25 protein-coding genes are annotated in these 25044 nt (G+C 76.4%); 7 read left to right on the top strand and 18 right to left on the bottom strand.

Annotated features, from left to right (window positions below; genetic code table 11):
* Nucleotides 1-12: 12 nt before the first annotated feature.
* Both ACI780_RS03415 and ACI780_RS03410 read right to left on the bottom strand, forming a co-directional pair.
* Nucleotides 13-1200, bottom strand: a complete 1188-nt coding sequence (locus ACI780_RS03415; RefSeq protein WP_457000771.1) for an SPFH domain-containing protein — start codon at nucleotides 1198-1200, stop codon at nucleotides 13-15.
* Nucleotides 1201-1281: 81 nt separating this feature from the next.
* Nucleotides 1282-1722: an NfeD family protein gene (locus ACI780_RS03410; RefSeq protein ID WP_456870815.1), complete on the bottom strand. Its 441-nt coding sequence runs from the start codon at nucleotides 1720-1722 to the stop codon at nucleotides 1282-1284.
* Nucleotides 1723-1810: 88 nt separating this feature from the next.
* Between ACI780_RS03410 and ACI780_RS03405 the strand changes: the two genes are divergently transcribed.
* Entirely contained in the window at nucleotides 1811-2545 is a 735-nt protein-coding gene (locus tag ACI780_RS03405; RefSeq protein ID WP_457000768.1) for a hypothetical protein, read from the top strand.
* Nucleotides 2546-2650: 105 nt separating this feature from the next.
* Here ACI780_RS03405 and ACI780_RS03400 read toward each other — a convergent pair whose 3' ends face one another.
* Nucleotides 2651-3505 (bottom strand): class I SAM-dependent methyltransferase, encoded by an 855-nt coding sequence (locus ACI780_RS03400; RefSeq protein ID WP_457000766.1) that lies wholly within the window; start codon nucleotides 3503-3505, stop codon nucleotides 2651-2653.
* 126 nt (nucleotides 3506-3631) lie between these two features.
* Between ACI780_RS03400 and ACI780_RS03395 the strand changes: the two genes are divergently transcribed.
* On the top strand, nucleotides 3632-4279 hold the full coding sequence (locus ACI780_RS03395; protein ID WP_457000764.1) for a hemerythrin domain-containing protein: 648 nt from the start codon (nucleotides 3632-3634) through the stop codon (nucleotides 4277-4279).
* Here ACI780_RS03395 and ACI780_RS03390 read toward each other — a convergent pair.
* From ACI780_RS03390 to ACI780_RS03375, 4 genes are all read right to left on the bottom strand, one after another.
* Nucleotides 4276-5406, bottom strand: coding sequence for a ferrochelatase (locus ACI780_RS03390; RefSeq protein WP_457000762.1), 1131 nt, complete (start codon nucleotides 5404-5406; stop codon nucleotides 4276-4278). The two genes, ACI780_RS03395 and ACI780_RS03390, sit on opposite strands and share 4 nt — an antisense overlap.
* Nucleotides 5407-5443: 37 nt before the next feature.
* Nucleotides 5444-6217: an enoyl-ACP reductase FabI gene (gene fabI / locus ACI780_RS03385; RefSeq protein WP_456870820.1), complete on the bottom strand. Its 774-nt coding sequence runs from the start codon at nucleotides 6215-6217 to the stop codon at nucleotides 5444-5446.
* Entirely contained in the window at nucleotides 6217-6921 is a 705-nt protein-coding gene (gene fabG, locus ACI780_RS03380; protein ID WP_457000760.1) for a 3-oxoacyl-ACP reductase FabG, read from the bottom strand. The genes fabI and fabG overlap by 1 nt, the downstream gene beginning before the upstream one ends.
* Before the next feature lie 176 nt (nucleotides 6922-7097).
* Nucleotides 7098-8078: a patatin-like phospholipase family protein gene (locus ACI780_RS03375; RefSeq protein WP_457000758.1), complete on the bottom strand. Its 981-nt coding sequence runs from the start codon at nucleotides 8076-8078 to the stop codon at nucleotides 7098-7100.
* A 69-nt stretch (nucleotides 8079-8147) separates the two neighbouring features.
* Here ACI780_RS03375 and ACI780_RS03370 point away from each other — a divergent pair, with 69 nt between their 5' ends.
* Nucleotides 8148-8351, top strand: a complete 204-nt coding sequence (locus ACI780_RS03370; RefSeq protein WP_457000756.1) for a zinc-ribbon domain-containing protein — start codon at nucleotides 8148-8150, stop codon at nucleotides 8349-8351.
* A gap of 325 nt (nucleotides 8352-8676) precedes the next feature.
* On the opposite strand, the gene ACI780_RS03365 is transcribed toward ACI780_RS03370, so the two are convergent.
* Together ACI780_RS03365 and ACI780_RS03360 are read right to left on the bottom strand one after the other, a co-directional pair.
* Nucleotides 8677-9897 carry a 3-deoxy-7-phosphoheptulonate synthase gene (locus ACI780_RS03365; protein WP_457000754.1) on the bottom strand — a complete coding sequence of 407 codons (1221 nt, stop codon included), beginning with the start codon at nucleotides 9895-9897 and terminating at the stop codon, nucleotides 8677-8679.
* A gap of 65 nt (nucleotides 9898-9962) precedes the next feature.
* On the bottom strand, nucleotides 9963-12050 hold the full coding sequence (locus tag ACI780_RS03360; RefSeq protein WP_457000752.1) for a DEAD/DEAH box helicase: 2088 nt from the start codon (nucleotides 12048-12050) through the stop codon (nucleotides 9963-9965).
* 384 nt (nucleotides 12051-12434) lie between these two features.
* Here ACI780_RS03360 and ACI780_RS03355 point away from each other — a divergent pair, with 384 nt between their 5' ends.
* From ACI780_RS03355 to ACI780_RS03345, 3 genes are read left to right on the top strand one after another with little or no spacing between them, the layout of a single operon-like run.
* On the top strand, nucleotides 12435-13865 hold the full coding sequence (locus ACI780_RS03355) for an MFS transporter (protein ID WP_457000750.1): 1431 nt from the start codon (nucleotides 12435-12437) through the stop codon (nucleotides 13863-13865).
* Nucleotides 13866-13917: 52 nt separating this feature from the next.
* The gene (gene merB / locus ACI780_RS03350; protein WP_457000748.1) at nucleotides 13918-14361 is read left to right on the top strand and encodes an organomercurial lyase; all 444 of its coding nucleotides are present in this window, start codon (nucleotides 13918-13920) and stop codon (nucleotides 14359-14361) included.
* Between the two features lie 6 nt (nucleotides 14362-14367).
* Nucleotides 14368-14577: a hypothetical protein gene (locus tag ACI780_RS03345; RefSeq protein WP_457000746.1), complete on the top strand. Its 210-nt coding sequence runs from the start codon at nucleotides 14368-14370 to the stop codon at nucleotides 14575-14577.
* Between the two features lie 16 nt (nucleotides 14578-14593).
* On the opposite strand, the gene ACI780_RS03340 is transcribed toward ACI780_RS03345, so the two are convergent.
* From ACI780_RS03340 to ACI780_RS03330, 3 genes are all read right to left on the bottom strand, one after another.
* Entirely contained in the window at nucleotides 14594-15520 is a 927-nt protein-coding gene (locus ACI780_RS03340; protein ID WP_457000744.1) for a glycerophosphodiester phosphodiesterase, read from the bottom strand.
* 179 nt (nucleotides 15521-15699) lie between these two features.
* Nucleotides 15700-16122, bottom strand: coding sequence for a hypothetical protein (locus tag ACI780_RS03335; protein ID WP_457000742.1), 423 nt, complete (start codon nucleotides 16120-16122; stop codon nucleotides 15700-15702).
* Between the two features lie 448 nt (nucleotides 16123-16570).
* Complete coding sequence (locus tag ACI780_RS03330) at nucleotides 16571-17089, bottom strand: hemerythrin domain-containing protein (RefSeq protein WP_457000740.1); 519 nt, start codon at nucleotides 17087-17089, stop codon at nucleotides 16571-16573.
* 71 nt (nucleotides 17090-17160) lie between these two features.
* Between ACI780_RS03330 and ACI780_RS03325 the strand changes: the two genes are divergently transcribed.
* The gene (locus tag ACI780_RS03325) at nucleotides 17161-18132 is read left to right on the top strand and encodes a quinone oxidoreductase family protein (RefSeq protein WP_457000738.1); all 972 of its coding nucleotides are present in this window, start codon (nucleotides 17161-17163) and stop codon (nucleotides 18130-18132) included.
* 45 nt (nucleotides 18133-18177) lie between these two features.
* On the opposite strand, the gene ACI780_RS03320 is transcribed toward ACI780_RS03325, so the two are convergent.
* The 6 genes from ACI780_RS03320 to ACI780_RS03295 all read right to left on the bottom strand — a co-directional run bounded on the left by ACI780_RS03320 (nucleotide 18178) and on the right by ACI780_RS03295 (nucleotide 24995).
* Nucleotides 18178-19026: a mycofactocin-coupled SDR family oxidoreductase gene (locus ACI780_RS03320; protein WP_457000736.1), complete on the bottom strand. Its 849-nt coding sequence runs from the start codon at nucleotides 19024-19026 to the stop codon at nucleotides 18178-18180.
* 97 nt (nucleotides 19027-19123) lie between these two features.
* Nucleotides 19124-19843 carry an SDR family NAD(P)-dependent oxidoreductase gene (locus ACI780_RS03315; protein ID WP_457000734.1) on the bottom strand — a complete coding sequence of 240 codons (720 nt, stop codon included), beginning with the start codon at nucleotides 19841-19843 and terminating at the stop codon, nucleotides 19124-19126.
* 25 nt (nucleotides 19844-19868) lie between these two features.
* Entirely contained in the window at nucleotides 19869-20828 is a 960-nt protein-coding gene (locus ACI780_RS03310) for a VWA domain-containing protein (protein ID WP_457000732.1), read from the bottom strand.
* A gap of 28 nt (nucleotides 20829-20856) precedes the next feature.
* Nucleotides 20857-21924, bottom strand: a complete 1068-nt coding sequence (locus ACI780_RS03305) for a DUF58 domain-containing protein (protein ID WP_457000730.1) — start codon at nucleotides 21922-21924, stop codon at nucleotides 20857-20859.
* Nucleotides 21921-23249 (bottom strand): AAA family ATPase, encoded by a 1329-nt coding sequence (locus ACI780_RS03300; RefSeq protein WP_457000728.1) that lies wholly within the window; start codon nucleotides 23247-23249, stop codon nucleotides 21921-21923. Before ACI780_RS03300 ends, ACI780_RS03305 begins: the two co-directional genes overlap by 4 nt.
* A 303-nt stretch (nucleotides 23250-23552) precedes the next feature.
* The gene (locus tag ACI780_RS03295) at nucleotides 23553-24995 is read right to left on the bottom strand and encodes a C40 family peptidase (RefSeq protein ID WP_457000726.1); all 1443 of its coding nucleotides are present in this window, start codon (nucleotides 24993-24995) and stop codon (nucleotides 23553-23555) included.
* Between the last annotated feature and the right edge of the window lie 49 nt (nucleotides 24996-25044).

The following is a 25044-nucleotide window of genomic DNA, read 5'->3' as shown; positions in this document are numbered from 1 at the left end:
CGGGTCGGCTGCTCAGGCGCCCGGGGGTGTGCCGTCCTGCCGGGCGACGCCGTTCTCGGCGGCCCGCGCCATGTCCGTCGTCGGCGGCAGCTGCGGGGAGGGCACCGCGGGGCCGGCGTCGGCGATGCTCGACATCTCGATCCGCGCCTCCGGCTGCGCCGCGGCCGGCGGCAGCTGCGACTCGAACCAGCCGCTGGTGTCGATCGGGGCGCCGGCCGCCGCCCCGTCGGCCGGCGGCGGCACGTCGAGGAACGAGCGGCTGTCGCCGTCGCCTCCGCCGAGCCGGGACAGGCCCTCCAGCGCCCTGCTGAACTCGCTGGGGACGATCCACATCTTGTTCGCGTCGCCCTGGGCGATCTGCGGCAGCGTCTGCAGGTACTGGTAGGCCAGCAGCCCCTGGTCGGGCCGGCCCTCGTGGATGGCGCGGAACACCGTCTCGATGGACTTCGCCTGGCCCTGCGCCTGCAGGAACAGCGCCGCCCGCTCGCCCTCGGCCCGCAGGATCCGGCTCTGCCGCTCGGCCTCGGCGTCGAGGATCGCCGCCTGCTTGCGGCCCTCCGCCGAGAGGATCGCCGCGGCCTTCTGTCCCTCGGCGCTGGTGATCGCCGACTGCCGCTGCCCCTCGGCCTGCAGGATGACCGCGCGCTTGTCGCGGTCGGCGCGCATCTGCTTCTCCATCGAGTCGCGGATGGTCGGCGGCGGGTCGATCGCCTTGATCTCCACGCGCGCCACCCGCAGCCCCCAGGGCCCGGTGGTGCCGTCGAGGACCTCGCGCAGCTGGCTGTTGATGCCGTCGCGGCCGGTGAGGGTGCCCTCGAGGTTGAGCCCGCCCACCACGTTGCGCAGCGTCGTGGTGGTCAGCTGCTCCATGCCGGTGATGTAGTTCGCGATCCCGTAGGTGGCCAGCCGCGGGTCGGTGACCTGGAAGTAGACGACGGTGTCGATGCCCACCTGCAGGTTGTCGGAGGTGATCACCGGCTGCGGCGGGAAGGAGACGACCTGTTCCCGCAGGTCGATGGTGGCCCGCACCCGGTCGACGAAGGGCAGCAGGAACGACAGGCCCGGCGAGAGCGTGCGGCTGTAACGTCCCAGCCGCTCCACCACCTTCGCCTGGGCCTGCGGGACGATCGTCACGCTCCTCGCCGCCACCAGCACGAACAGCACGGCGACGACGATCAGCGCGATCAGGGCGGGGGTCACGGGCGGCCTCCAGGGGTCGGTCCTGACCGGGATCATCCCCCACCCGCCGCCGCGGGTCACCGGTCCGCGCGGTGGTCCCGGTCAGTGCTCCCCGAACGACTCGCCCACCACCGCGGTGGCGCCGTCGACCTGCAGGATGCGCACGGTCGTGCCGACCTCGAAGGTCTCGTCGAACCCCGACCGCGCGGTCCACTCGTCGGCGCCGACCTGGATGCGGCCACCGGAGCGACCCACCTCGCGGGTGACCCTGGCGGTGCGTCCGACCAGCGCCTGGACGCCGTCGACGTGCCGCGGCGTCCGGTTCTCCAGGTGCGCCTTGGCCACCGGCCGGACGGCGGCGATGAGGAACGCCGAGACGGCGAGGAAGGCGATCAGCTGGACGGGCACGCCACCCCCGGCGAGGGCGACCACCATGCCGCCGAGCGCCCCGCCGGCGAACATCAGCAGGACCAGGTCGAGGCTGACCACCTCGCCGGCGGTGAACAGCCCCGCGGCCACCAGCCAGAGCACCCACGCAGCCATGCCTGCATCCTCCCAGACCGCGGCACCGCCGAGTGCCGCTCCCGCGCCGGCTGCGCGCCCGGCCGGCCGCCCGACGTAGCCTCGCGGGGTGCACGACCTCCTCGCCGGCCGGTTCGCGGTGTGGGCCACCGCCTGGCTCACCGGCCGCGTCTCCACCGACGCCGCGCTCGACGCGCTCGCCGACGACCGGGCGCACCGGGTGACCGGCGTGCCCGGTGCGCCCGGCGCCGTGCCGCTGGGCTGGGCGCTGACCGCGCTGCGCGGGCTCGGGGAGCGCCGGCTCCGGCTGGTGCTGCCGGTGCCCGGCGACGTCCGGGGGCTGCCGCCGGCGCCCGGGCTGGGCGCGCTGGCGCTGGAGGCAGGTCAGGCCGCGGTGGGCGACCGGGTCGCGCTGGTGCCCGAGGCCGCCGGGCCGGAGGTCGTGACCTGGACGGCGGTCGACCTCGACGGCGTCCCGCCCGCACCCCCGGCGGCGGAGGGGTCGCTGCGCGCGCTCTCGAGGTCGCTGGACCTCGCCGTGGGCGACGCGGCCCGCACGCTGGCCCGCCTCGACCTCGCCCGCTGGCACCCCGAGGTCCCGGCGCTGCTGACCGGCCTGGCGGGAGCGCAGGCGCCGGAGCTGCCGCCGGACACCGACCCGCTGGCGGTGTCGGTGCTCGCCCGCGCCCGGCGGCTGGCGCGGGTGCTCGACCTGGCCACGGCCGACGCCCCCGGCGGCGCGGTCACCGGCGGCCAGGCCGCCGCCCGCGACGACGCGCTGCGCCCGCTGGCCGCCGCCGTCCGCGAGGCGACCGTCGCCGCGTACAACGCCGTCCCCCGCTGAGCCCGCTCCCCCTCCTCACGTGCGCCGTTGCGGGTGTTCCTCGCGCTCTGCCGGTGCTGCAGCGCCCGCAGAGCGCGAGGAACACCCGCAAAGCCGCCGCAGGGGTCACGGGCGGCGGGCGGTCACCAGCCAGGCGGCCGAGCCGAACTCGACGCCGTCGCCGCCCTGGTGGGCCTCCACCCGGCGCCGCAGGTCGCCCAGCGCCGCGTCGCGGGCGGCGTCGTCGAGCCCGTCGAGCATCCAGCCGGCGAGGCCGGTGACGAACCCGAACGCGTCGTCGGCGTCGGCGCCGAGCCACAGCGGCTCGCGGAGCGCGTCCACCGACACCGAGCGGTAGCCGGCGCCGTCGAGGACCTCCTCCACGCGGGCGGGGTCGGCCATCGAGAACGGACCGGGCGCGCCGGGCGGCGGTGCGGGCACCGGGCGGCCGGCGGCGAGGGCCGTCGTGATTTCGGTGATCCACTCGTTGGCGGCCGCGGCCTGCCACACCAGCAGGACCAGCCGGCCCCCGGGCAGCAGCGCGCGGCCCACGTTGGCCAGCGCGGCCACCGGGTCGGCGAAGAACATCGCCCCCGCCCGGCTGACGGCGACGTCGCTGCCGCCGGGCAGGTCGGCGACCTGGGCATCGGCGTGGACGAAGACGACGTTGTCCAGCCCCTCTTCCTCGGCCCGGCGGCGGGCGACGGCGAGCATCGCCGAGGACAGGTCCACCCCGACCGCGGAGCCCGCGACGGCCCGGCGGGCCGCCGCGCGGGTCGTGGCGCCGGTGCCGCAGCCGACGTCGAGCACGCGGTCGGCCGGCCGGACGGCGGCGGCGGCCAGGAAGGGCGCGTCGTAGCGGGCCACCGACCGGTCGAAGCGGTCGGCCTCGGCGGCCCAGAACTGCCCCTGCGAGCCCTCCCAGGAGCTGTGCTGCGCGGCGTTGCCCGGGTCGACGTCGAGCGAGCCAGCAGCGACCACGGCACACCGTCCTCGTCCGGTCCCCGGTGGTCCGAGGGTCCACTCCCCGCCCCGACCCGTCAACGGGCGCGGGCGGCGCCCCGAGGGGCTCCCGTGCGGGCAGCGGCGCCGCTACGGTCGGCCGCCATGACAGCGCCGACGATGAACGGGCTGATCCACAACGCCGTGCGCCGGGACCTCGCCCGCCTGTCGGCGGCCCTCGACCCGTGGCAGGACGGCGACCGCGCCCGGGCGGCCGGCCTCGAGCGGGCCTTCGCCAACGTGCACCGCGAGCTGACCCACCACCACGAGGGCGAGGACGCCTACGTCTGGCCCTTCCTCGCCGGCACCGGGGTCGCCGCGGACCTGCTGACCGAGATGGAGGAGGAGCACGCGGCGATGTCGGCCGCGCTGGCCGGCACCGCCGGCGCGCTGCGCACGCTGGCCCGGACCGGCTCGGAGTCCGACGCCGCGGCCGCCCGCACCAGCGTGGAGCACACCCGCGCGGTCGTGGTCGGCCACCTCGACCACGAGGAGGAGACGCTCGAGCCGCTGCTGCGGGCGCACGAGGGCAGCGCCGAGTGGCGGGCCGTCACCGGCCGGCTGCGGCACCGCGACCCCCGCGCGGCCGGCTCCTTCTTCGCCTGGCTCACCGACGGCATGAGCCCCGGCGACCGGGCGGTGCTGCGCGCCACGGTGCCGGCGCCGGTCACCGCCGTGCTGGCGCGGGTGTTCGGCCGCCGCTACACCCGCGGGGTCGCGCCGGTGTGGCGGGCCGCCGTCGTCCCGGGCTAGCGGGCCGCCGGCCGCGCGACGTGGCAGCAGGCGGCCGGGCAGTTGGTCCCCAGCCGCGGCTGTCCGCCGGCCCGGCGCTCCTCCAGCAGCTCGCGCACCATCGCCACGAACGCCGGGTGGGTGCCGGCGGTGCCCGCCCGCACGAACGCCAGCCCGAGCTCCTCGGCGGTCTCCCTCGCCTCGTTGTCGAGGTCCCAGATCACCTCGAGGTGGTCGCTGACGAACCCGACCGGGAACAGCACGACCGCGCGCTCGCCGTTCTCGTGCAGCGCGCGCAGGTGGTCGTTGACGTCGGGCTCCAGCCACGGCACCGACGGCGGGCCGCTGCGGCTCTGCCAGACCAGGTCGAACTCCCGGCCGGGCTCGACGGCGTCGACGACCGTGCGCGCGGCGGCGGTCAGCTCGGTCTCGTAGGCGTGCCCGTCGGGCCCGGCGACGGCGGCCATCGCGTCGGGGATCGAGTGCGCCGTGGCCACCAGGCGGGCGGTGCCGCGGTGCTCCTCGGGCAGCTGCGCCAGGGCGGCGGCGAGGGCGTCGGCGTTGGCCCGCACGAAGCCGGGGGTGTCGAAGTAGTGCGGCAGCTTCTCCGCCGTCGGGCCGCCTGGGCGGGTGGGAGACGACACGGCGGTGCGGGCCCGGGCGACGTCCTCGTGGTACTGCCGGCAGCCGGAGTAGGAGGCGTAGGCCGACGTCGCGAGGACGTACACGTGCTCGACGCCGTCGTCGGTCATCTGCTGCCAGACGTCCTCGACGTAGGGGTCCCAGTTGCGGTTGCCCCAGTACACCGGCAGCTCGACGCCGTGCGCGGCGAGGTCGGCGCGGACGGCCTCGACCAGCGCCTCGTTCTGCTCGTTGATCGGGCTCACGCCGCCGAAGTGGTGGTAGTGCTCGGCGACGTCGAGCAGCCGCTCGCGCGGGACGCCGCGGCCGCGGGTGACGTTCTCCAGGAACGGCATGACGTCGTCGTGCCCGCGGGGGCCGCCGAAGGAGAGCACCAGCAGCGCCTCGCGGCGGCCGGGCGGGGCGGGCGTGGCCGCGGGCGGGACGCCGCCGTTGTTGCGGGTGGCCAGGGAGGGGTCCTCGTCGGGACGCTGGCCGGGGTGCAGGTCGACGGTGGCGCGGGGCACGGACGTCCTTCGGTGCTACGGGGTGGATCGGATGCGGTCAGACGCCCACGGCGTGGAAGCCGCCGTCGACGTGCACGATCTCTCCGGTGGTGGCGGGGAACCAGTCCGACAGCAGCGCGACGACGGCCTTGCCGGCGGGCTCGGTGTCGGTGACCGACCAGCCCAGCGGAGCCCGGCCCTCCCAGGCCTCCTCGAACTGGGCGCTGCCGGGGATGGACTTCATGGCCATGCTGCGCAGCGGGCCGGCGGCGACGATGTTGGACCGCACGCCCTCGGGGCCGAGCTCGCGGGCCAGGTAGCGGCTGACGGACTCCAGCGCCGCCTTGGCCGCGCCCATCCAGCCGTAGACCGGCCAGGCGACGGAGGCGTCGAAGGTGAGCCCGACGAGGGCGGACGGGTCGGCCAGCAGCGGCCGGCAGGCCTGGGCCAGCGAGGCGTAGGACCACGACGACACCTGGAACGCCGTCGCGGCGTGCTCCCAGGCGACCTCGGGGAAGCCCTCCCCCATCGCCTCCTGCGGCGCGAAGCCGATGGAGTGCACGACGCCGTCGAGGCGGTCGAGGCCGGCCTCGCGCAGCCGGTCGGCCAGCGAGCCCAGGTGCTCGGTGTCGGTCACGTCGAGCTCGACGACGGCGGCCTCCTGCGGCAGCCGCTTGGCGATCCGCTGGCACAGCGACAGCGCCCGCCCGAAGTTGGACAGGACCACGGTGGCGCCCTGCTCCTGGGCGATCCGCGCGGTGGCGAAGGCGATCGACGCCTCGGTCAGCACGCCGGTGACGAGGACCTGCTTGCCCTCGAGAATGCCGCTCATCAGTGCCCCATCCCCAGTCCGCCGTCGACCGGGACGACCGCCCCGGTGACGTATCCGGCCGCGTCGCTCGCCAGGAAGCGGACGACGGCGGCGATCTCGTCTGCCTCGGCGTACCGGTTCAGCGGCACCTGCCCGAGGATCTCCTGCTGCCGCTTCTCCGGCAGCTCCGCGGTCATGTCGGTGCGCACGAACCCGGGCGCGACGACGTTGGCGGTGACGTTGCGGCTGCCGAGCTCGCGGGCGATGGAGCGGGCCAGGCCCACCAGCCCGGCCTTGCTCGCGGCGTAGTTGGTCTGCCCCGCCGAGCCGAGCAGCCCGACGACGGAGCTGACGAACACCATGCGGCCCTTCCGCGCGCGGACCATCTTCGGCGTCGCCCGCTTCGCGACCCGGTAGGCGGCGGTGAGGTTGGCGTCGAGGACGTCGGTGAAGTCGTCCTCCTTCATCCGCATGAGCAGCCCGTCGCGGGTGATGCCGGCGTTGCTCACCAGCACCTCCACCGGCCCCTGGTGCTCCTCGACCTCGGTGAAGGCGCGGTCGACGGCCCCGGCGTCGGTGACGTCGCACTGCACGCCGAACAGCCCCTCGGGGGCGCCGCTGCCGCGGTGGGTGACGGCCACCGCGTCGCCCTGCTCGGCGAAGGAACGGGCGATGGCCAGCCCGATCCCCCGGTTCCCGCCGGTCACGAGCACCGACCTGGCCACGTGCACCCCCTGTCCGAGGACCTCGTCCGGCGTCCAACCTAGTTGGACCGCTCCGCTCCCACCCGGCCGCGGGGGTCAGCCGGGCGTCTCGAGCTCCACGTCGTAGGAGGTGGCGGCCGGGTACACCGCGCGGAGGCGGTGGCGGCTGGAGGCCTCGGCGACCTCGCGCGGTGCGCTCACCGCGCCGTCCGCTCCGCGGCCTCGCGCACGAGGTCGGCCAGCTCGGGCCGCGCGGCGTGCGCGCCGCCCTGGAGGAACGACTGCTGGATGACCTCGTCGAGGCGGTGGCGCGACATCATGTCCGCGCCCATGGCCTCCTGCTCGGCCGGGCCCGGGGAGAACACGGCGGTGCGGATCCCGGCGGCGTGCAGGGCCCGCACCTCCCGGACGAGCTGCCGCTGCGCGTACCGGCGCACGGCGGCGGTGACGTCGGGCCGCCAGCCCGGGGACCCGCTCATCGGCGCGACGACGAGGACCAGCCCGACGCCGGCGGTGCGCATCACCGCGGCGTTGGTGGCCGAGTGCACGCCGCCGTCGACGTAGGCGTGCCGGCCGATGCGCACGGGGGCGAAGTAGCCGGGCACCGCACAGGAGGCGGCGACGGCCAGGTGCAGCGGCACCTCGGGCGCCCCGGGCCGGCCGAAGACCACCCGGCGGCCGTCGCGGCGGCGCACCGCGGTGATCCAGAGGTCGCGCTCGGGCCACCCAGGCCCCTCGACCTCGCGCAGGGCGGCCAGCTGCTCGACGACGTCGTGCCGGCCGGGCGCCAGCAGCGTCATGGCGGCCGCGAGCGGGTTGAAGCGCAGCGGCCGCGCGATGGCCCGCCCGATCAGCTGCGGACCGGGCAGCCGCAGCGGCCGGCGCAGCACCTCCAGCGGCCGGAACGGCGCCAGCTCGGGGACGCTGGTGGCGGCCATCGTCCTGAGCACCTCGTCCTCGCCGGACAGCGGCGCCTTGACCGTCCACGCGGCGAGGTCCTCCGCGGACACCCCCGCCCGCAGCAGGGTGCCGGTGATCGACCCGGCCGACGTCCCGACGACGACGTCGGCGCCGCGGGCGTCGAGGCCGAAGTCGTGCTGCAGCACCGCCAGGACACCGGCGTGGTAGGCCTGACCGACGACGCCGCCCCCACCGAGCACCAGACCGACGCGGACCACCCCACGAGCCTGCCACGGGAGTGATCACCGGGCCCGCCGGGGCGGCCGGCCGCTGCCTACCCTGGCGGGGTGTTCCTCCTCTTCGGGTTCGGCACCCGGCAGAAGCACCTCGGCCCCGGGTCGCTGCGGACCTGCCCGCGCTGCTCGAACACCACGGTGTGGGCGCGGGTCCGGCAGTTCCGGCAGTTCAGCGTGTTCTTCGTGCCGGTCCTCCGCTGGCGGCGCGAGCGGCTGGAGGTCTGCGGCGTCTGCGGCACCGCCGTCGCGGTGTGACCCGCCCGGCTCAGGGCGCCCAGAAGGAGTCGAAGGCCTCGGCGTCGAGGTGCCCCCCCCCACACCTCCGCGAGGCGTCCGTCCCGGACGTGCGCGACGAGCGCCAGGCGGGCCTGCAGGGAGCGCCCGGCCCGCTGACCCCGCTCGGTGTGCAGCCCGACCACGTGCTCGTCGCCGGCCACGACGTCGTGGAGCTCCCACCGGAAGGTGCCCCCGGTCAGCGCCGCGAGGCGGCCGAAGAGCTCCGGGACCTCGTCGAAGCCCTCGTGGTCGCCGGTGAGGACGTTGCGCGCCGGGACGACCCCACCCAGGGCCGGCGGGACGGTCAGGCCGCGGCGCGGCGGGCCCGGACGGCGTCGGCCAGCTCGGCGAGCAGCGCCTCCGTCGTCGGGAGGTCGACGCAGGCGTCGGTGACGCTCACGCCGTAGGCGAGGCGCTCGGGGTGCCGCTGGTCGAGGTCCTGCCGGCCCTCGACGAGGTTGCTCTCGATCATCACGCCGCGGATGCCCCGCTCCCCGGCCGCGATCTGGCCGGCGAGGTCGGCCACCACCAGCGGCTGGCGCCGGTGGTCCTTCTGGCTGTTGCCGTGCGAGGCGTCGACGACGACCACCTCCGGCAGCCCGCGCTCCGCCAGCCGCCGCTTGGTGTCGGCGACGTGCGCGGCGGAGTGGTTGGGGCCGTGCCGGTCGCCGCGCAGGATCACGTGCGCGGTGTCGTTGCCGGTGGTCGACAGCTGCGCGGACACCCCGTGCGCGTCGACGCCGAGGAACTCGTGCGGGGCCCGTGCGGTCAGCACCGCCGAGACGGCGGCGTCGATGCTGCCCTCGGGGGAGTTCTTGAAGCCGACGACGGAGGAGAAGCCCGACACCCGCTCGCGGGCGGTCTGGTCGGTGACGTTGCGCGCGCCGACGCCGTTGTAGGTGACCAGGCCGTTGACGTACTGCGGGGTGAGCGCGTTGAGCGGCTCGGCGGCCACCGGGACGCCGAGGTCGGTGATGCGGCCCATGAGGACGCGGGTGGCCACCAGCCCGACGCTGATCCGGCTCGACCCGTCGAGGAACGGGTCGTAGGCGAAGCCCTTCCAGTCGACCTCGGTGCGCGGCTTCTCGGTGTAGGTCCGCATGAGCAGCTCGAGGTCGCTGCCGTGCCGCTCGCGCATCCGGGCGAGGAAGGCGGCGTACTCGAGCGCGGCCTCGGGGTCGTGGATGGAGCAGGGGCCGGCGATGACGGCGAGGCGGTCGTCGCGGCCGGCGACGACGTCGGCGACCGCACGGCGCCCGTCGGCCGTCGTCGCGGCGGAGGCGGCGCTCAGTGGGAGGACCGTCGCCACCGCCGCCGGGGTGACGACGACGCTCAGCCCGGTGATGCGGGTGTTGACCAGCCCGGACAGGTCGACGTCGCCGTCCGGCGGGACGCCGAGCCGCTCGCGGACGCCGGGCAGCAGGGCGCCCAGCGCGGCGTCGATCTGGCCGTTGACCTGCGTCTGCACCTCGACGAGCAGGTCGGCGACGCGGGTCGCCGTGTCCAGGATCCGCTCAGCCGGCATGGGGCCTCCCGTCGTCGCCGCCGGTCGCCGAGCCAACCACAGCCGGCCGGGGCGGCCGGCCGGGGTCAGCGCGCGGCGCCGGACCGCGCGGCCAGCGCGTCGGTGAGCAGGCCGACGAGCGCCTCGAGCTGCACGTCACCGGCCGGCGAGGCCTCGTCGTCCGCGCCGTCCAGCGCCCGGGCCGCCAGGCCGGCCTTGCTGTCGACCAGCTCGGCGACCCGGCTGTCGATCGTCTGCGCGGCGATGATCCGCCACGCCGTGACCGGCTCGGTCTGCCCGATGCGGTGGCTGCGGTCGATGGCCTGGGTCTGCTCGGCGTCGGTCCAGGACAGCTCCGCCAGCACCACGTTGGAGGCGACCTGCAGGTTCAGCCCCACCCCGGCCGAGGTGAGCGAGCAGACGGCGACGGCGACGTCGGGGTCGGTGACGAACGCGTCCACGTTGCGCTGGCGCACCGTCGGCGTCTGGTCGCCGCGGATCGAGGAGAACCGGATGCCGAGGCGGGTGAACGTCTCCTCGGCGGCGTCCATCACGTCGACGTGCTTGGCGAAGAACACGACCTTGCCGGCGCTGCGGGCCAGCTGCGCCGCGTAGTCGGCCGCGAGGCCGGCCTTCGCGCGGCCGATGCGCCGCATCACGCCGAAGACGTTCTCGCCGGTGGTGGAGGCGTTGGCCTCCTTGAGCTCCCAGCGGGCCACCCGGCGCACCAGGTCGAGGTCGATGCCGCCGTCGATGCCGCCGTCGAAGGTGTCGGGGGTGCGGGCGGCCAGCGCGGTCTCGTACCGGGCGACCAGCCGGCGGGCGAGGTCGCGCTCGGCCGCGCGGATCGAGCGGCCGGCCTCGCCGTCGAGCTCGACGGGGAGGTCGGCGACGAGCCGGGCGGGGATGTCGGCGGCGACGTCGACCTTGCGGCGGCGGACGATGCCCCGGTCGATGACGCACTGGCGGGCGGCGGCGTAGAAGCCGGGGTCGGCGGGCGTCAGGCCGGTGTCCTCGAGCGCGTCGAGCAGCTCGCCGACCGGCCCGGTCTCGTCGATCCAGCCGAGGAACTGCCAGATCGCCCGGAAGTCGTCGATGTCGTTGATCAGCGGGGTGCCGGTGAGCGCCATCAGCAGCGCCCGCGGGGTGCGCTCGCGGATGCGCGCGGACAGCCCGAGCACGTGCTGGGAGCGCTGCGAGGTGCGGTTCTTGATGAAGTGCGCCTCGTCGACGACCATCCCGCGGAAGCCGAAGTCGCCGAGCCAGCCCGCGTGGCGGTCGAGCACGTCGTAGTTGACGACGACGACGTCGGCGAACCCGTCGATCGTGTCGCCGTCGCCCTGCACGACGGTGGCCGGCCGGTGCGGCGTCCAGCGGCTGGCCTCGCGCGCCCAGTTGGTCTTGACGACGTTGGGGACCACCACGAGCAGCGGGTAGGCGTCGGCCGCCTCCGCGGCCAGCAGCGACTGCGCCGTCTTGCCGAGGCCCGGCTCGTCGGCGAGCAGGAACGTCCGGTGACCGGCCGCGGCGGCGGCGACCAGCCGGGCCTGGTGCGGCATCAGCTCGGCGCCACCGGGGAGGGTCCGGAGGGTCGGCTCGGGCAGGTCCATCGAGGCCGGCGCCCCGGCGCCGGCCCGCTCGAAGGAGGTCAGCAGGGGGCCGAGCAGCTCCCAGCCGGCGAGGCGGCGCGGGCGGACGGCTGCCGGGCGCGGAGCGGAGAAGTCGGGAGCGAGGAACGGGTTGGCCAGCTGCCGGGACACGACCGACCGCGGCACGACCCGGCGCTCGGGCGGGGCGGGGGTGTCCACGGGCTCCGGCGCCGGGACCTCGTCCGGGGCCGGCTCGATGCCGACGGCGCGCAACAGCTCCCGCCGGCGCGACCGGGCGGCGTCGGAGACGACGGCGTCGTCGTCGAGCAGCGCCAGGAGCGCGGCGTCGCGGACCGCGGTCGTCGCGAGGATCGTCGCGATCCCGTCCAGGCGCTTGAGCTGCTCGGCGCGGCGGGTGGGGCTCAGGGCGCCGTCGGCCTGCACGCGGGCGCGCTCCTCGCGCAGCAGCAGCGCCACGACCTGCACGTCGGTGCGGACGGCGGGCGTCACGCGACGCCGCCGGACGGCCGCCTCGACCTCGCGGACGGTGCGGGCCAGCAGCGACACGAGGTCGCGGTCCCGCACGCGCCGCTGCTGGCGCGGGGCGGTACGGCGGGCGCCGGTCGGGCGCCGGCCTGGTCGAGCCACTCGAACACTCCTCTGCGGTGCCCGGCAACGATTGCCGGGGCAGGGCCGCACCCGGTGGTGCGGCCGGACGACGACGGCCGGGCGGGGACGCGGTCGTCCCGGGCCGGACCGGCGGGTCAGCCGGGGTCGGTGCCCCCGGATCCGAGGGGGCCGGTCGGCGGCTCGACTCGTCCGGGGAGAGCCGCCGGTCGGGCGGAGGTGGTCCGGCCCGACTGAACAGTAACGCCGACCGGCCGCCGGGTATTGCCTCCCCGGCGCGTCGGCGTCGGGCGACACAGCCGCGACCGCTTGGTCACTGCAACGACCTGGGAGCCTGGGACCGTGCACACCGCTCCTCCGTCCCGGGCCCTGGTGCCGGTGCTGCTGTTCGTCGGCACGGTCGTCGCCGTCATCAGCAGCCTCGGCGCACCGCTCGTCCCGGCCATCGCCACCGAGATGGCGACGACGCTGCCGGGCGCCCAGTGGGCGCTGACGGTCACCCTCCTGGTCGGCGCGGTCGCCACCCCGGTGATCGGCCGGCTGGGCGACGGCCCGCACCGGCGCGCGGTCGTGCTCGCCGTCCTGGCCGCGGTCACCCTCGGCGGGCTGCTGGCCGCCCTCCCCCTGGGCCTGGGGTGGCTCGTCGCCGGCCGGGGGCTGCAGGGGGTCGGGCTCGGCCTGACCCCGCTGGCGATCGCGACGGCCCGTGAGGCGCTCGCGGGCGAGCGGTCGCGCGCCACGATCGCCGCGCTGTCGATCACCGTCGTCGCCGGTGTGGGACTCGGCTACCCGCTCGCGGGGCTCGTCGCGCAGCTCGGCGGCGTGCACGCCGCCTTCTGGGCCGGGGCCGCCGTGAGCGCCGCCGCCCTCGTGGCCTCGGCCGTGGTCCTGCCCGCCTCGCGCACCACGTCCTCCCGGCCGCTCGACGTCCTCGGCGCCGTGCTCCTCGGCGCCGGGCTGGCCGGTGCGCTGCTCGCCCTCGGCGAGGCGGAGGGCATGGGCTGGACGTCGCCGGTGCCGTGGGGGCTGGCCGCCGGGTCAGCTCTCCTGCTGGCCTGCTGGGTGCGCTGGGAGCTCCGGACGCCGGCTCCGCTGGTCGACCTCCGGCTGGCCCGGGGACGCACCGCCGCCACGGCCCACTCGGCGGCCCTGCTCGTCGGGCTGTCGAACTACCTGCTCCTCGCGGCGGTACCGGTCCTCGCGCAGGCGCCGCGGGGCGGCCCGGGACTCGGCGCGTCGATCGTGGTCGCCGGGCTGGCGCTGCTGCCGTTCTCGGCGGCCAGCGTCCTCGCCGGGCGGCTGGCCCGGCTGCTCGCCGACCGCGCCGGCCCGCACGTCGTGCTGCCGGTCGCGGCGCTCGTCCAGAGCGCCGCCTTCGTGCTGTTCGGCCTCGCCCACACCCAGCTGTGGCAGGTGTTCCTCGTCATGGCGGTGGCCGGGCTCGGGGTCGGCGCCGCCTTCGCCGTCTTCCCGGCGCTGGTCATCTCCGCCGTGCCGTCGTCGGAGACCGGCAGCGCGATGAGCCTGAACCAGGTCCTGCGCTACGTCGGGTTCGCCCTCGGCAGCGCCCTGACCGCCACGGTCCTCGCCGCCGCCACACCTGAGGGTGCCGCCGCGCCGGGCAGCGGGGGGTACGGCACCGTCGCCGTCCTCGGGTCCGCCGTCTGCGTGCTCACCGCCGTCGTCGCGTGGCTGCTCCCCCCGCGCGCGGCGGCCGGGGCCGCGACCCCGCCGGCCCGGACGGCGGCCGTCCCGGGGAACCGGGGCCGCTGACGGAGCGCGACGGGGTGTCGTGGGCGGCCCCGCGGGGCCACACTCCCCGACCGTGGACCCCGCCGACCTGGACCTGCGCAACGACACCTACCGCGCGTTCGTGGCCCTCGGCCGCGCGCCGTCGGCCGACGAGGTCGCCGCCGCGAGGGCGACGACGGCCACCGAGGTCCTGGAGGGGTGGCGGCGGCTGCACGAGGAGCACGCCATCGTCCTCGACGCCGGCGGGACGCGGATCCGGATGGCCAACCCCTTCTCCGCCGTCCCCACCGCCTACCGCGTGCGGGCCGGCGGCCGCTGGTGGTACGCCAACTGCGCCTGGGACGCCTTCGGGATCTGCGCGGCCCTGCACACCGACGGGCGCATCGAGACGTCCTGTCCAGACTGCGGGGACCCGCTGACGATCGCCGTCGAGGACGAACGGCCCGACGACCCGTCCCTGCTCTTCCACTGCCTGGTCCCCGCGAGGCGCTGGTGGGACGACATCGTCTTCACCTAGCGCACGATGAACCTCTTCCGGTCGGAGGAGCACGTCACCGCCTGGCTCGGCACCCGTCCCCGCGGCGTCACCGTCCCGGTGACCACCCTGAGCGCGCTGGCCCACGCCTGGTGGGGGGACCGGCTCTCCCCCCGCTGGACGCCGCACTCCCGGGAGCACAACCAGGCGGTCCTCGACGGCGTCGGGCTGACCGGCGACTTCTGGCGGCTCGGCTGAACGCCCGGGGGCGACGTCAGCCCGTGCTCCTCAGTGACGGCGGCCCGCCCCGTCCCAGGAGGTGCATCAGCGAGGCGGCCTCGTCGGTGATGATCGCGTCGACCCCCAGGGACGCGGCGAACTGCATGTCCCGCGGGCGGTTGACCACCCACACGTGCACCTGCAGCCCGGCCCGGTGCACCCGGGCGACGAGCCCGGGGTGCTGGCGCAGCAGCGCCAGGGACGGGCCGACGGCGGTGCCGGCCGGGAGGACCGCCCGCGACCGCGACCGGGGCAGGACCTGGCGGACGAGGTGCACGGTGGGGAGGTCCGGCGCCAGGACCCGGACCCGCCGCAGCGCCGTCGGCGAGAAGCTCATCACCCGCACCGCCGGGCGCCCCGACCACTCGAGCGGACGCCCGCCGGAGAGCAGCCCGAACCTGCGCAGGCTCCGCAGCAGGGCCGCCTCGACCTGACCGGCGTGGCGGGTCGGGTGCTTGGTCTCGATCGCCAGCCGCACGCGCCCGGGCGTGGCCGTCACGTAGTCGAGCAACCGGTCCAGGGTGAGCACCCGGCCGGCGTCCTCGTCGGCCTCGACGTCGTCCTCCTCGACCGCGGGACGCGACCGGCGACCCCGGATCGCGGCAGCCCGCGGTCGCCGGTGGACCACGCGGTGCTGCTCCAGCTCGGCGAGGTCGAGGGCCGACACCACGCCGCGGCCCGTGGACGTCCGGTTGATGCGGCGGTCGTGGACGCACACCAGCACGCCGTCGCGGGTCATCCGGACGTCGCACTCGACGGCGTCCGCGCCGAGGGCCAGCGCCTGCTGGTAGGCGGTGAGGGTGTGCTCGGGGGCCTCCGCGGAGACGCCGCGGTGCGCCACGACCTCGATCTCCGACGGTGCGCGCGGCGGCAGGCCCCCGACGCCCCCGCTGCGGCCCCTGCCGGTCCCCGTACGGGACACGCGATCTCCTCGAACGGTCCCAGGACCGGGCGCGGACGCCGGGTCGTCGTCGTGCGGCAGGACCCGCCCCGCCGCCGCTGGGCCCGCCTCCTACCCGGCGCCTCCCGGGCGACACGTGCACCGGCCGCCCGGGACCGCGGAGGCCCCAGCCGGGCGGACCCGGCTCGCGCTCGTCGTCGTCAGGAGACCGAGATCTCCCCGGTCCTGTACTTCTGCTCGAAGGCCCGCAGATCCGAGCTGTCGGCCCAGACCGAGAGGACGGAGCGGCGCGTGACCGCTCGTGCGCGGTCGTACAGGACGTCCGAGTCCTGCTCGGCGTCACGCGCCCGCGCGCCGCCCTGCCACGCCACGTCCTTGACGAGGTCTCGGGCGTCCGTGACGACATCCGCCCACTCGGGCCAGAGCTGGTGACCCGAGTCCTTCTCGCTGACCCTCCAGGACGCGATGGCGAGAGCGCCGTACAGCATCACCGGCTTGCGCGGCAGGTCCCCTCGGAGGGCGGCCGCCTCCAGCTGGGAGACGGCCGCGCGGACGGGATCGATGGTGTCCGCCGAGGCCGAGTACCAGCGGGTCCGCTCGACCTCCGCCACCGCCGAGATCACGTTCTCGCGTGCGCCCTGCCGAGTACGCCGTCCCGACAGCCAGTGCCCCAGGAGGGTGCCCGCCCCGAGGCTGCCGATCCCCGACAGCAGTGCAGCAAGGTCCATGACAGAGCATTCGGCCGGGACCGCCCGGACTCCAGTCCAACCGCCTGGCCGACAGGCTGCCCTCGGGGACGTGTCCGGTCACGGCCTGGGGACGAGGTGACCCGGTACCGCGTCCCGGGCCCTCTCCTGAGCTGCTTCGAGGTCTGCACCGACTGACCGTTGGTCACGTCGGTCACCGACCACACGAGTCGCGGTCTCGCACAGGACCGGTTCCCCGAGACGCGGAGCGCGGCTGTCCGGGTCGTCGGACACCGGGACGAGGAGATCCGCGCCGACCAGCAGGCACCGGATCCGTGACCGGGGCCCGGGCGGACAGCCGGCCACCCGGGAGACGGCGGCGTGCTCAGACCGACGGGTCGCCCTCCGGCACCTCGGTCGCGACCACCTCGGCCACCTCCGCGTCCTCGCCGGAGAGCCCCTCGGCCCGCTCGTGCTCGTCGTGGAAGGCCAGCCAGCGCATCCCGAGGGCCTCGCGCTGCTCGTCGTCGACCGACTCCTTGAACGGGGGGAAGAAGTCCGTCTCCTCCTCGGCCATGTGGTCGGCGTTGACCTGCCGGGCGGTGCGCACCGCCTCCCACCAGGCCTCGCTGCCGGCCTCGTGCTCCCCGACGGCGGCCACGGCGTGCCGGATCTCGTTGTGGTCGTGCACGCCCTCCGCCGTCTCCTCCTCGCCGTCCGCCTCCTGGGCGAGCAGCGGGTAGAACAGCTGCTCCTCGGCGACGGCGTGCACCTCCAGCCTGGCGTGCAGGGCCGCCCAGGCGGCGGCGAGCTCCTCGCCGGAGAGGTCCTCGAGTGCCGAGAACTCCCGCCGGAAGACCTCGTGCTCGGCCAGGACGAGGGCGGTGATCTCGAAGTCGGACATGCCGGGCGCGTACCCGTGCCGAGCGGGAGGTAGGCGGCCGTCGGCCGGACCCACGCCATAGCCTCGGCGTCATGCGTGCCGTGCAGATCACCGAATTCGGTGGACCCGAGGTCCTCAACGTCGTCGACCTCCCCGACCCCGTCCCCGGCGACGGCCAGCAGCTGTACGAGGTGAGCTCGTCGGGCGTGAACTACGCCGACACCCACCAGACCGAGGACAGCTACCTGGCGCCGCAGCAGCTGCCGCTGGTCCCGGGCGCGGAGTTCGTCGGCCGCCCGGCCGGCGGCGGGGAGCGGGTGGTCGGCCTGGTCGAGGGCGGCGGGTACGCCGAGAAGGTCGTCGGCACCCCGCGGCTGACCTGGCCGGTGCCCGACACCGTCACCGACGAGCAGGCGCTCGCCCTCGTGCTGCAGGGGACCACCGCCTGGCACCTGCTGCGCACCAGCGCCCACCTGGCCGCCGGGGAGTCGGTCGTGGTGATCGCCGGGGCCGGCGGGGTCGGCTCGCTCGCCGTCCAGCTCGCCAAGCGGTGGGGCGCCGGCCGGGTGATCGCCACCGCGTCCAGCCCGGAGAAGCGGGCGCTGACCGAGGAGCTCGGCGCCGACGCCACCGTCGACCCCGCCCTGGCCGACGACGACCCGAAGGCGTTCACCGCCGCGCTGCGCGAGGCCAACGGGGGCCGGCGGGTCGACGTCGTCCTGGAGATGACGGGCGGCAACGTCTTCGACGGCGCGTTCTCCGCGCTGGCGCCCTTCGGCCGGATCGTGTTCTACGGCATGGCCGGCCGGCGCCCGCCCAAGCCGGTGCAGCCGCCGTCGCTCATGGGCACCAGCCGCGCCGTGGTCGGCTTCTGGCTGGCGCACTGCTTCAGCCGCCCGGCCATGCTCGACGCCGCGATGGGCGACATGCTGCCGCTGGTCGCCGACGGCGCCCTGGAGCCGGTCGGCGGCGGGCGCTACCCGCTGACCGCCGTCCGCGAGGCGCACCAGGACCTGCTCGCCCGCCGCACCACCGGCAAGCTCGTCCTCGACCCCACCCGCTGAGGCGCTCCCGCGGAGGGAGGGCGGGCCCTCCCTCCGCGGGTCCCGTCAGGCCTGGTGCGGGATCTTGTACGGCGCCGTCGCGCCGGCGTCGATCACCATCGTGGTCCCGGTGACGTAGCGGGACTCGTCGGAGGCCAGGTACAGCACGGCGTTGCTGATGTCGACCGCCTCGATCCAGGGGATCGGGAGGGCGTTGAGCGGCTTGAACGCCTCCTGGGCCTCCTCCCGGCCGATGCCCTGCTGGCCGGTGAACAGCTCGTAGATGGCCGGGTTCTGGATCATCGGGGTGTCCACGGTCGTCGGGTGCACCGAGTTGACCCGGATCCGGTGCGGCGCCAGCTCCACGGCGAGCGCCCGCATGAGCCCCACGACCCCGTGCTTGGCGGCGGTGTAGTGCGCCAGGTTGGCGAAGGCGATGAGCCCGGCCGTGGAGCTGGTCAGCACGATCGAGCCGCCTCTCCCGGCTTCCACCATCGCCGGCGCCGTGGCCTTCACCGTCTTCCACACCCCGGTGAGGTTGATGTCGACGACGTCCTGCCACTGCTCCTCGGTGAGCTCGAGGGCGGGGGCGAAGCTGCCGATCCCCGCGTTGGCGCAGACGACGTCGATGCGGCCGAGCTGCGACAGCCCCTCGTCGACGGCGCGCTGCAGCGCACCGAGGTCCCGGACGTCCGCCTGCTGGGCGACGACCCGCCGGTCGAGCGCCTCGACCGCCTTGACCGTCTCCTGCAGGTCGGCCTCGGTCGCACCGGGGTACGGCGTGGTCGCCACGTCCTCGCAGAGGTCAACCGCCACGATGTCGGCGCCCTCCTCCGCCAGGCGGACGGCGTGCGCGCGGCCCTGCCCACGCGCGGCACCGGTGATGAACGCGACCTTCCCCTCGACCCGTCCCACGGGAACCCCCCTCCGTCGCGGGGTGCACCCCGGTGGCGACCCCGGTGCCGAGACACTGTGATCCAGCCCACAGGAGGGGTCAAGCCCCGCTGCGGGGTCAGCGCGCTTCGGGGTCGGCGCCGAGGACCGCCCGGCCGCCGTCGACGGGGAGGACGGCGCCGCTGACGAAGGCCGCGGCCGGGGACAGCAGGAACGCCACGACGTCGGCGACCTCGACCGGCGTGCCGACCCGCCCCAGCGGGTGGAGGGCGGCGAGTTCCGCGTCGACGGCGGGGTGCGTGGCCCGGAACTCCTCGAGCCGGTCGGTGGCGACGGTGCCCAGCGCGACGGCGTTGGCCCGGATCCCGTCGGGCCCGTGGTCGACGGCGACGGTGCGGGTCAGGCCCTCGATCGCCGCCTTCGCCGTCGCGTAGGGCAGCGCGCCGCGGACCGGCCGCTGCGCCTGGTGCGAGGACACGGTGACGATCGCCCCGGCCCGGCCGTGCGCCAGGAAGTGGCGGACGGCGACCGAGCAGCTCGTCAGCGCCAGCGCCAGGTTCGCGGTGACCAGGTCGAGCACCTCGGCGGCGGGCGCGGAGGCGAGCGAGGCGTCGCGGAAGACCGCGGCGTTGGCCACCCACCCGGTCAGCGGGCCGGCCGACTCCGCCAGGGCGGCCGCGCGGACGAGGACCTCCGGGTCGCGCGCGTCGCCGCTGACCAGGCGCACCCGCTCGTGCGCCCAGCCCAGGTCGGCAGCGGTGTCCACCACGACCACCTCGCCGTCGGCGGCCAGCCGCTCGGCGACGGCCCGCCCGACGCCCTGCGCTCCGCCGGTCACGACCGACGACGGCCGGGTTCCCACCTCAGAACAGGCGCTGCAGGCGCCAGGCCGCCAGCCCCAGCCCGCCGAAGAGCAGCAGCGTGGCGATCCGCACGAACCAGTAGGACACGTCCTGCGGCTCGGTGGTGTAGCCGATCTGGCTGCCGAGGTCGTCGTAGACGGCCTCGAGCTCGGCGCGGGTGCGGGCCTCGTTGTACTGGCCGCCGGTGTCCTCGGCGATCTGCCGCAGCGCGTCGCGGTCGATCGGCACCGGCGTCACCTCGCCGCCGATCTCGATCGAGCCGTAGTCGGTGCCGAACGCGATCGTCGAGACCGGCACCCCGGCGCCCTGCGCCGCGGCGATCGCCTGGGTGTTCTCGCGGCCCACGGTGTTGTAGCCGTCGGACAGCAGCAGGATCCGCGCCGGCGGCAGCTCCTCGCCCTCCCCCACGTCGAGGGTGGACTGGAAGGTGCTGATCGCGGTGAGCGAGGTGAAGATCGCCTCGCCGATCGCCGTCGCCTCCGACAGCTCCAGGTTGGCGATCGCCCCGCGCACCTGGTCGCGGTCGGTCGTGGGCGTCACCAGGGTCGAGGCGGTGCCGGAGAACGACACGAGCCCGAGGTTGATCCGCTCCGGGAGGATGTCGACGAAGTCCGAGGCGGCGTCCTTCATCGCCTCGAACCGGCTGGGCTCGATGTCCTCGGCCTGCATCGACAGCGACACGTCCAGCGCCAGGACGACGGTGGCGGTCTCCCGCGGCACCCGCACCTCGGTGCTCGGCTGCGCCAGCGACAGCACCAGCCCCAGCAGCGCGGTCAGCGTCAGGCCGAAGGCGACGTGCCGCACCCACCCCGCCCGCTTGGGGAGCAGCCCCGCGGCCAGCCCGGTCTGGGAGAACCGGGCGGCGTACACCCGCCGGCGCAGCTGCTTGACCACGTACAGCACGGCCAGGGCGACGGCGGGGACGAGTGCGAGCAGCCACAGCGGTGACTGGAAACTCACGAGCGGACCTCTCTGGGGTTCGGGGCGGTCACCGCGACGCCCCTCCGGAGCCGGCGCGCCGGCGGTCGGCGACGAACCGGACGACGTCCATCAGCCAGTCGCGGTCGGTGCGCAGCTGCAGGTGGCCGGCGCCGGCCCGGCGCAGCGCGGCGGCGATCGCCCGCCGCTGCTCGGCCGCGCCCTCGGCGAACCGGGCCCGGAACCGGGGGTCGCCGGTGGGCACCTCCAGGGTCTGCCCGGACTCGGGGTCGCGCACCGTGAGCAGGCCGACGTCGGGCAGCTCCAGCTCGCGCGGGTCGACCACCTCGATGCCCAGCAGCTCGTGGCGGGCGCCCAGCCCCCGCAGCGGGCGCTCCCAGTCCAGGTCGCCGAGGAAGTCCGAGACCACGACCACCAGCCCGCGGCGGCGCGGCGGGCGGCGCAGCGCCTCCAGGGCCGCGGCGAGGTCGCCGCGGCGGCCGGTGGCGGCCCGCGGCGTGGCGACCACCCCGCGCAGCAGCCGGTCGGCGGCCAGCCGGCCGGCCTGCGCCGGGTAGCGGTCCACCCGCTCGCCGGTGGTGACGACGGCGCCGAGCCGGTTGCCGCCACGCACGGTCAGGTGGCTGACGGCGGCGAGCCCGGCGATGGCGAGGTCACGCTTGTCGCACAACCCCGTGCCGAAGTCGAGGCTGGCCGAGAGGTCGACCACGGCCCACGTCTCGAGCTCGCGGTCGGCGATCGTCTCGCGGACGTGCGGCACCTGGGTGCGGGCGGTGACCGGCCAGTCCATCCGCCGGACGTCGTCGCCGGGGTGGTAGGTGCGCGAGTCGCCGGCCTCGCTGCCCGAGCCCGGCACGAGGCCGAGGTGGTCGCCCTGCAGCAGCCCGTCGAGCCGCCGCCGCACGGTGAGCTCCAGCCGCTGCAGCAGCACGTCGGCCGGGCCCTCCCCGAAGTGGGGTGGGGCGGCGTCGCCGTCGCCGGGGTCGATCCCCGAGCCGGGGGTCCCCGCGCCCGACGGCACGGCGCCCGCCGGTGCGACGGCCCCGGGTGTGACGGCCGCCGCCGTCCCCGCCGCGGCGGGCTCCTCGGCCCGCTGGCGGCCGCGCCACCGGATCACGCCTGCGGAGCGCCCGGCACGTGGCCGTTGCCGCCCGGCGCACCGGCGCCGGGCCGGCCGTTCTGGGCCGGGCCGTTCGGGGACACCGCCCCGCCGGGGCCGGCCGGGCCGTTCTGCACCGGGCCGCCGGGACCTCCCGGGCCGCCGGGCACGGGACCGCCGGGCACGGGGCCGGCCGGGTAGCCGGGCGGGCCGTAGGGCGCCACGCCCTGCGGCGGGCCGTACTGCGGCGCGCCGGGCGGCGGGACGGCCGGGCCACCGGGAGCGGCCGGGCCGTAGCCGGCGGCCCGCTGGCGCGGGGTCACCTGCGGCAGCGGCACCGTCTGCAGGATCCGCTTGACCACGTGGTCGGCCGGGACGCCGTCGGCGAGCGCGTCGTAGGAGAGCACCAGCCGGTGGCGCAGCACGTCGGCGGTGACGTCGAGGACGTCCTGCGGCAGCACGTAGTCGCGGCCGCGGACCAGTGCCAGCGCCCGGCCGGCGGCGATCAGGCCCAGCGAGGCGCGGGGGCTGGCGCCGTAGGACACCCACGAGGCGACGTCGTCCATGCCGTGCTCGCGCGGCTGCCGGGTGGCGACGACGAGCCGCACGACGTAGTCGACCAGCGCGTGGTGCACGAAGACCTGCGAGGCGGTGCGCTGCATGCGGCGCAGGTCGTCCGGGCCCAGGACGGTCTCGGCCTGCGGCGGCGTCGAGCCCATCCGGTAGATGATCTCGCGCTCCTCCTCCGGGCTCGGGTAGTCGACGAGCACCTTCATGAGGAAGCGGTCGCGCTGGGCCTCGGGCAGCGGGTAGACGCCCTCGGACTCGATCGGGTTCTGCGTGGCCAGCACGAGGAACGGGTCGGGCAGCGGGTGGGTGACGCCGCCGATGGAGACCTGCCGCTCGGCCATGACCTCCAGCAGCGCCGACTGCACCTTGGCCGGCGCGCGGTTGATCTCGTCGGTGAGGACGAAGTTGGCGAACACCGGGCCCAGCTCGGTGTCGAAGGCGTCCTGCCCGGCCTTGTAGATGCGGGTGCCGAGGATGTCGGCCGGCACCAGGTCGGGCGTGAACTGCAGCCGGGCGAACTTCCCGCCGACGACGGTGGCCAGCGTTTCGACGGCGAGGGTCTTGGCCACGCCCGGGACGCCCTCGAGGAGCACGTGCCCGCGGGCGAGGAGGGCGACCAGCATCCGCTCGACCAGGCGGTCCTGGCCGACGATGACCCGCTTGATCTCGAACAGCGCCCGTTCCAGCCGCGCGGCGTCCGCCGACGGCGGGACCGGGGCACCGGCGGCGGTGGCGCCGGCGGGCTTGTCGAGCGGGGTGCTGGCGGTGGTCACGAGGCTCCTCGGGTGCCGGTTCACGGCCTCCGGGTCCGGAGCGGGGCTCCCCGGGGAGGCCGGTGACGGGGCCTGCCGCCCGTCCCGCGGCCAGTGTCCCACCCCGGCCCGGGGATCCGTCCGGCGTGCGCGGCGCCGCGCCGCCCGGGGTGTCAGGCGGGACACGCCGGGGAAGGACACGGACGCGCCGCCCGGGCACGTCCTTCCCCCTCCACCTCGCGCCCGCTGGCTGCTAGCGTGTGCGCTGCGTCGGGCAGCTCCCCCCGTGGCTGCCCGACGCCCTACTGTCCCGGTCGGTGCGGCTCAGGCCGACGGCCGGACCGCGCCGAAGTAGCTGCTGCCGAACCACATCGGCGCCACCCTGACGACGTCGCCGCTCTGCGGGGCGTGCACCACCTTGCCGTCGCCGATGTAGAGCGCCACGTGGTAGATCCCCAGGTACGAGCTGCCCGAGCCCCAGAAGACCAGGTCCCCGGGGCGCAGGTCGCCCCGCGCGACGGTCTTGCCGCGGTTGTTCCACCACTGGTCGCGGCTGGTGCCGCCGACCTGGATGCCGGCGCGGGCGTAGGCGTACTGGGTCAGCCCCGAGCAGTCGAAGCCCCAGATGCGGGTGTCCGGCGGGATGCCGTAGCTCGGGCCGTTGCTGCCGCCGCCGCCCCAGCTGTAGGGCAGGCCGCGCTGGGACAGCGCCGCGTCGATGGCCCGCTGCGCCGCGGAGGCCGACGGCGCGCCGGCCGACGTCGACGCCGGCGGCGCCGGGGTGCCCGCCGACGAGCCGGAGGAGCCCGACGAGCCCGACGAGGACCCCGACGAGGACCCCGACGAGGACCCCGAGGGCGTGCTCGGCGCGGACGGCGCCGGAGCGGACGGCGTGGACGGAGCGGGCGCGGGCGCGCTGCTCGACGGGGCGGCCTGCGGGGCCGGCGCGGGCGCCGGGGCCGGGCGCGACGCCGCCGCGCGGGCGGCCTCGGCGGCCGCGGCGGCGGCCGCAGCCGCGGCGGCCTCGGCCGCGTCCTGCTCCTGCTGGAGCTCGGTGACCTCCTGGCCGGCGGCCGCGGCCTGGGCGGCGAGCTCGTCGCGCTGCCCGGCGAGGGCGGCGGTCTGCTCGCGGGCGGCCAGCTCCTGGGCCTGCGCGCCCTCGAGGGCCGCGGCGGCCTCGGCCTGCAGCCCCTCGGCCCGCGCCGAGGCCGACTGCGCGTCCTGCTGGGCGACGACGGCCTGCTCCTGCAGGACGACGAGCTCGCCGACGACGTCGACGCGGTGGGTGCCGGCTGCCTCGAGCAGCGCGGCGCGCTCGATCAGCTGGGCGGGGCCGCCGGCCGACAGCAGCGCGGCGGTGCCGGGCGCGGTGCTGCCCTGGATGTAGGTGTCGCGGGCGTAGTCGGCGACCTGGGCCCGGCCGGTGGCGACCTCGGCGTCGGCCTGCGCGGCGGCGGCCGTCGCGGCCTCGGCGGCGTCGCGGGCGGCCTCGTAGGCGGCCTGCGTCTCCTCGTAGTCCTGCAGCGCGATCTGCGCGCCCTGGTGCGCGGCCGCCGCGGCGGCCTCGGCCTCGGCCAGCTGTGCGCTGAGCACGCCGACCTGCGCGGCGGCGGCGTCGCGGGCGGCCTCGGCGGCGGCGATCTCCTCGTCGGTGGGCGCGGCAGCGGCCGTGCCGGGGGTGAGGCCGGCGACGGTGAGCGCGGCCAGCGCCGTCCCCACCACCCGCGCGGCCCAGCGGTGATGTCGCGTGCGCGTTCCCGTTCCCACGTGCCGACCCCTCCCGGTGCGCCGGCGTCGCACACCGGGCGCTCGTCTC

The sequence above is a fragment of the Geodermatophilus sp. SYSU D00814 genome (genome assembly GCF_054050055.1).
This window is presented reverse-complemented; position numbering and strand designations above follow the sequence as displayed.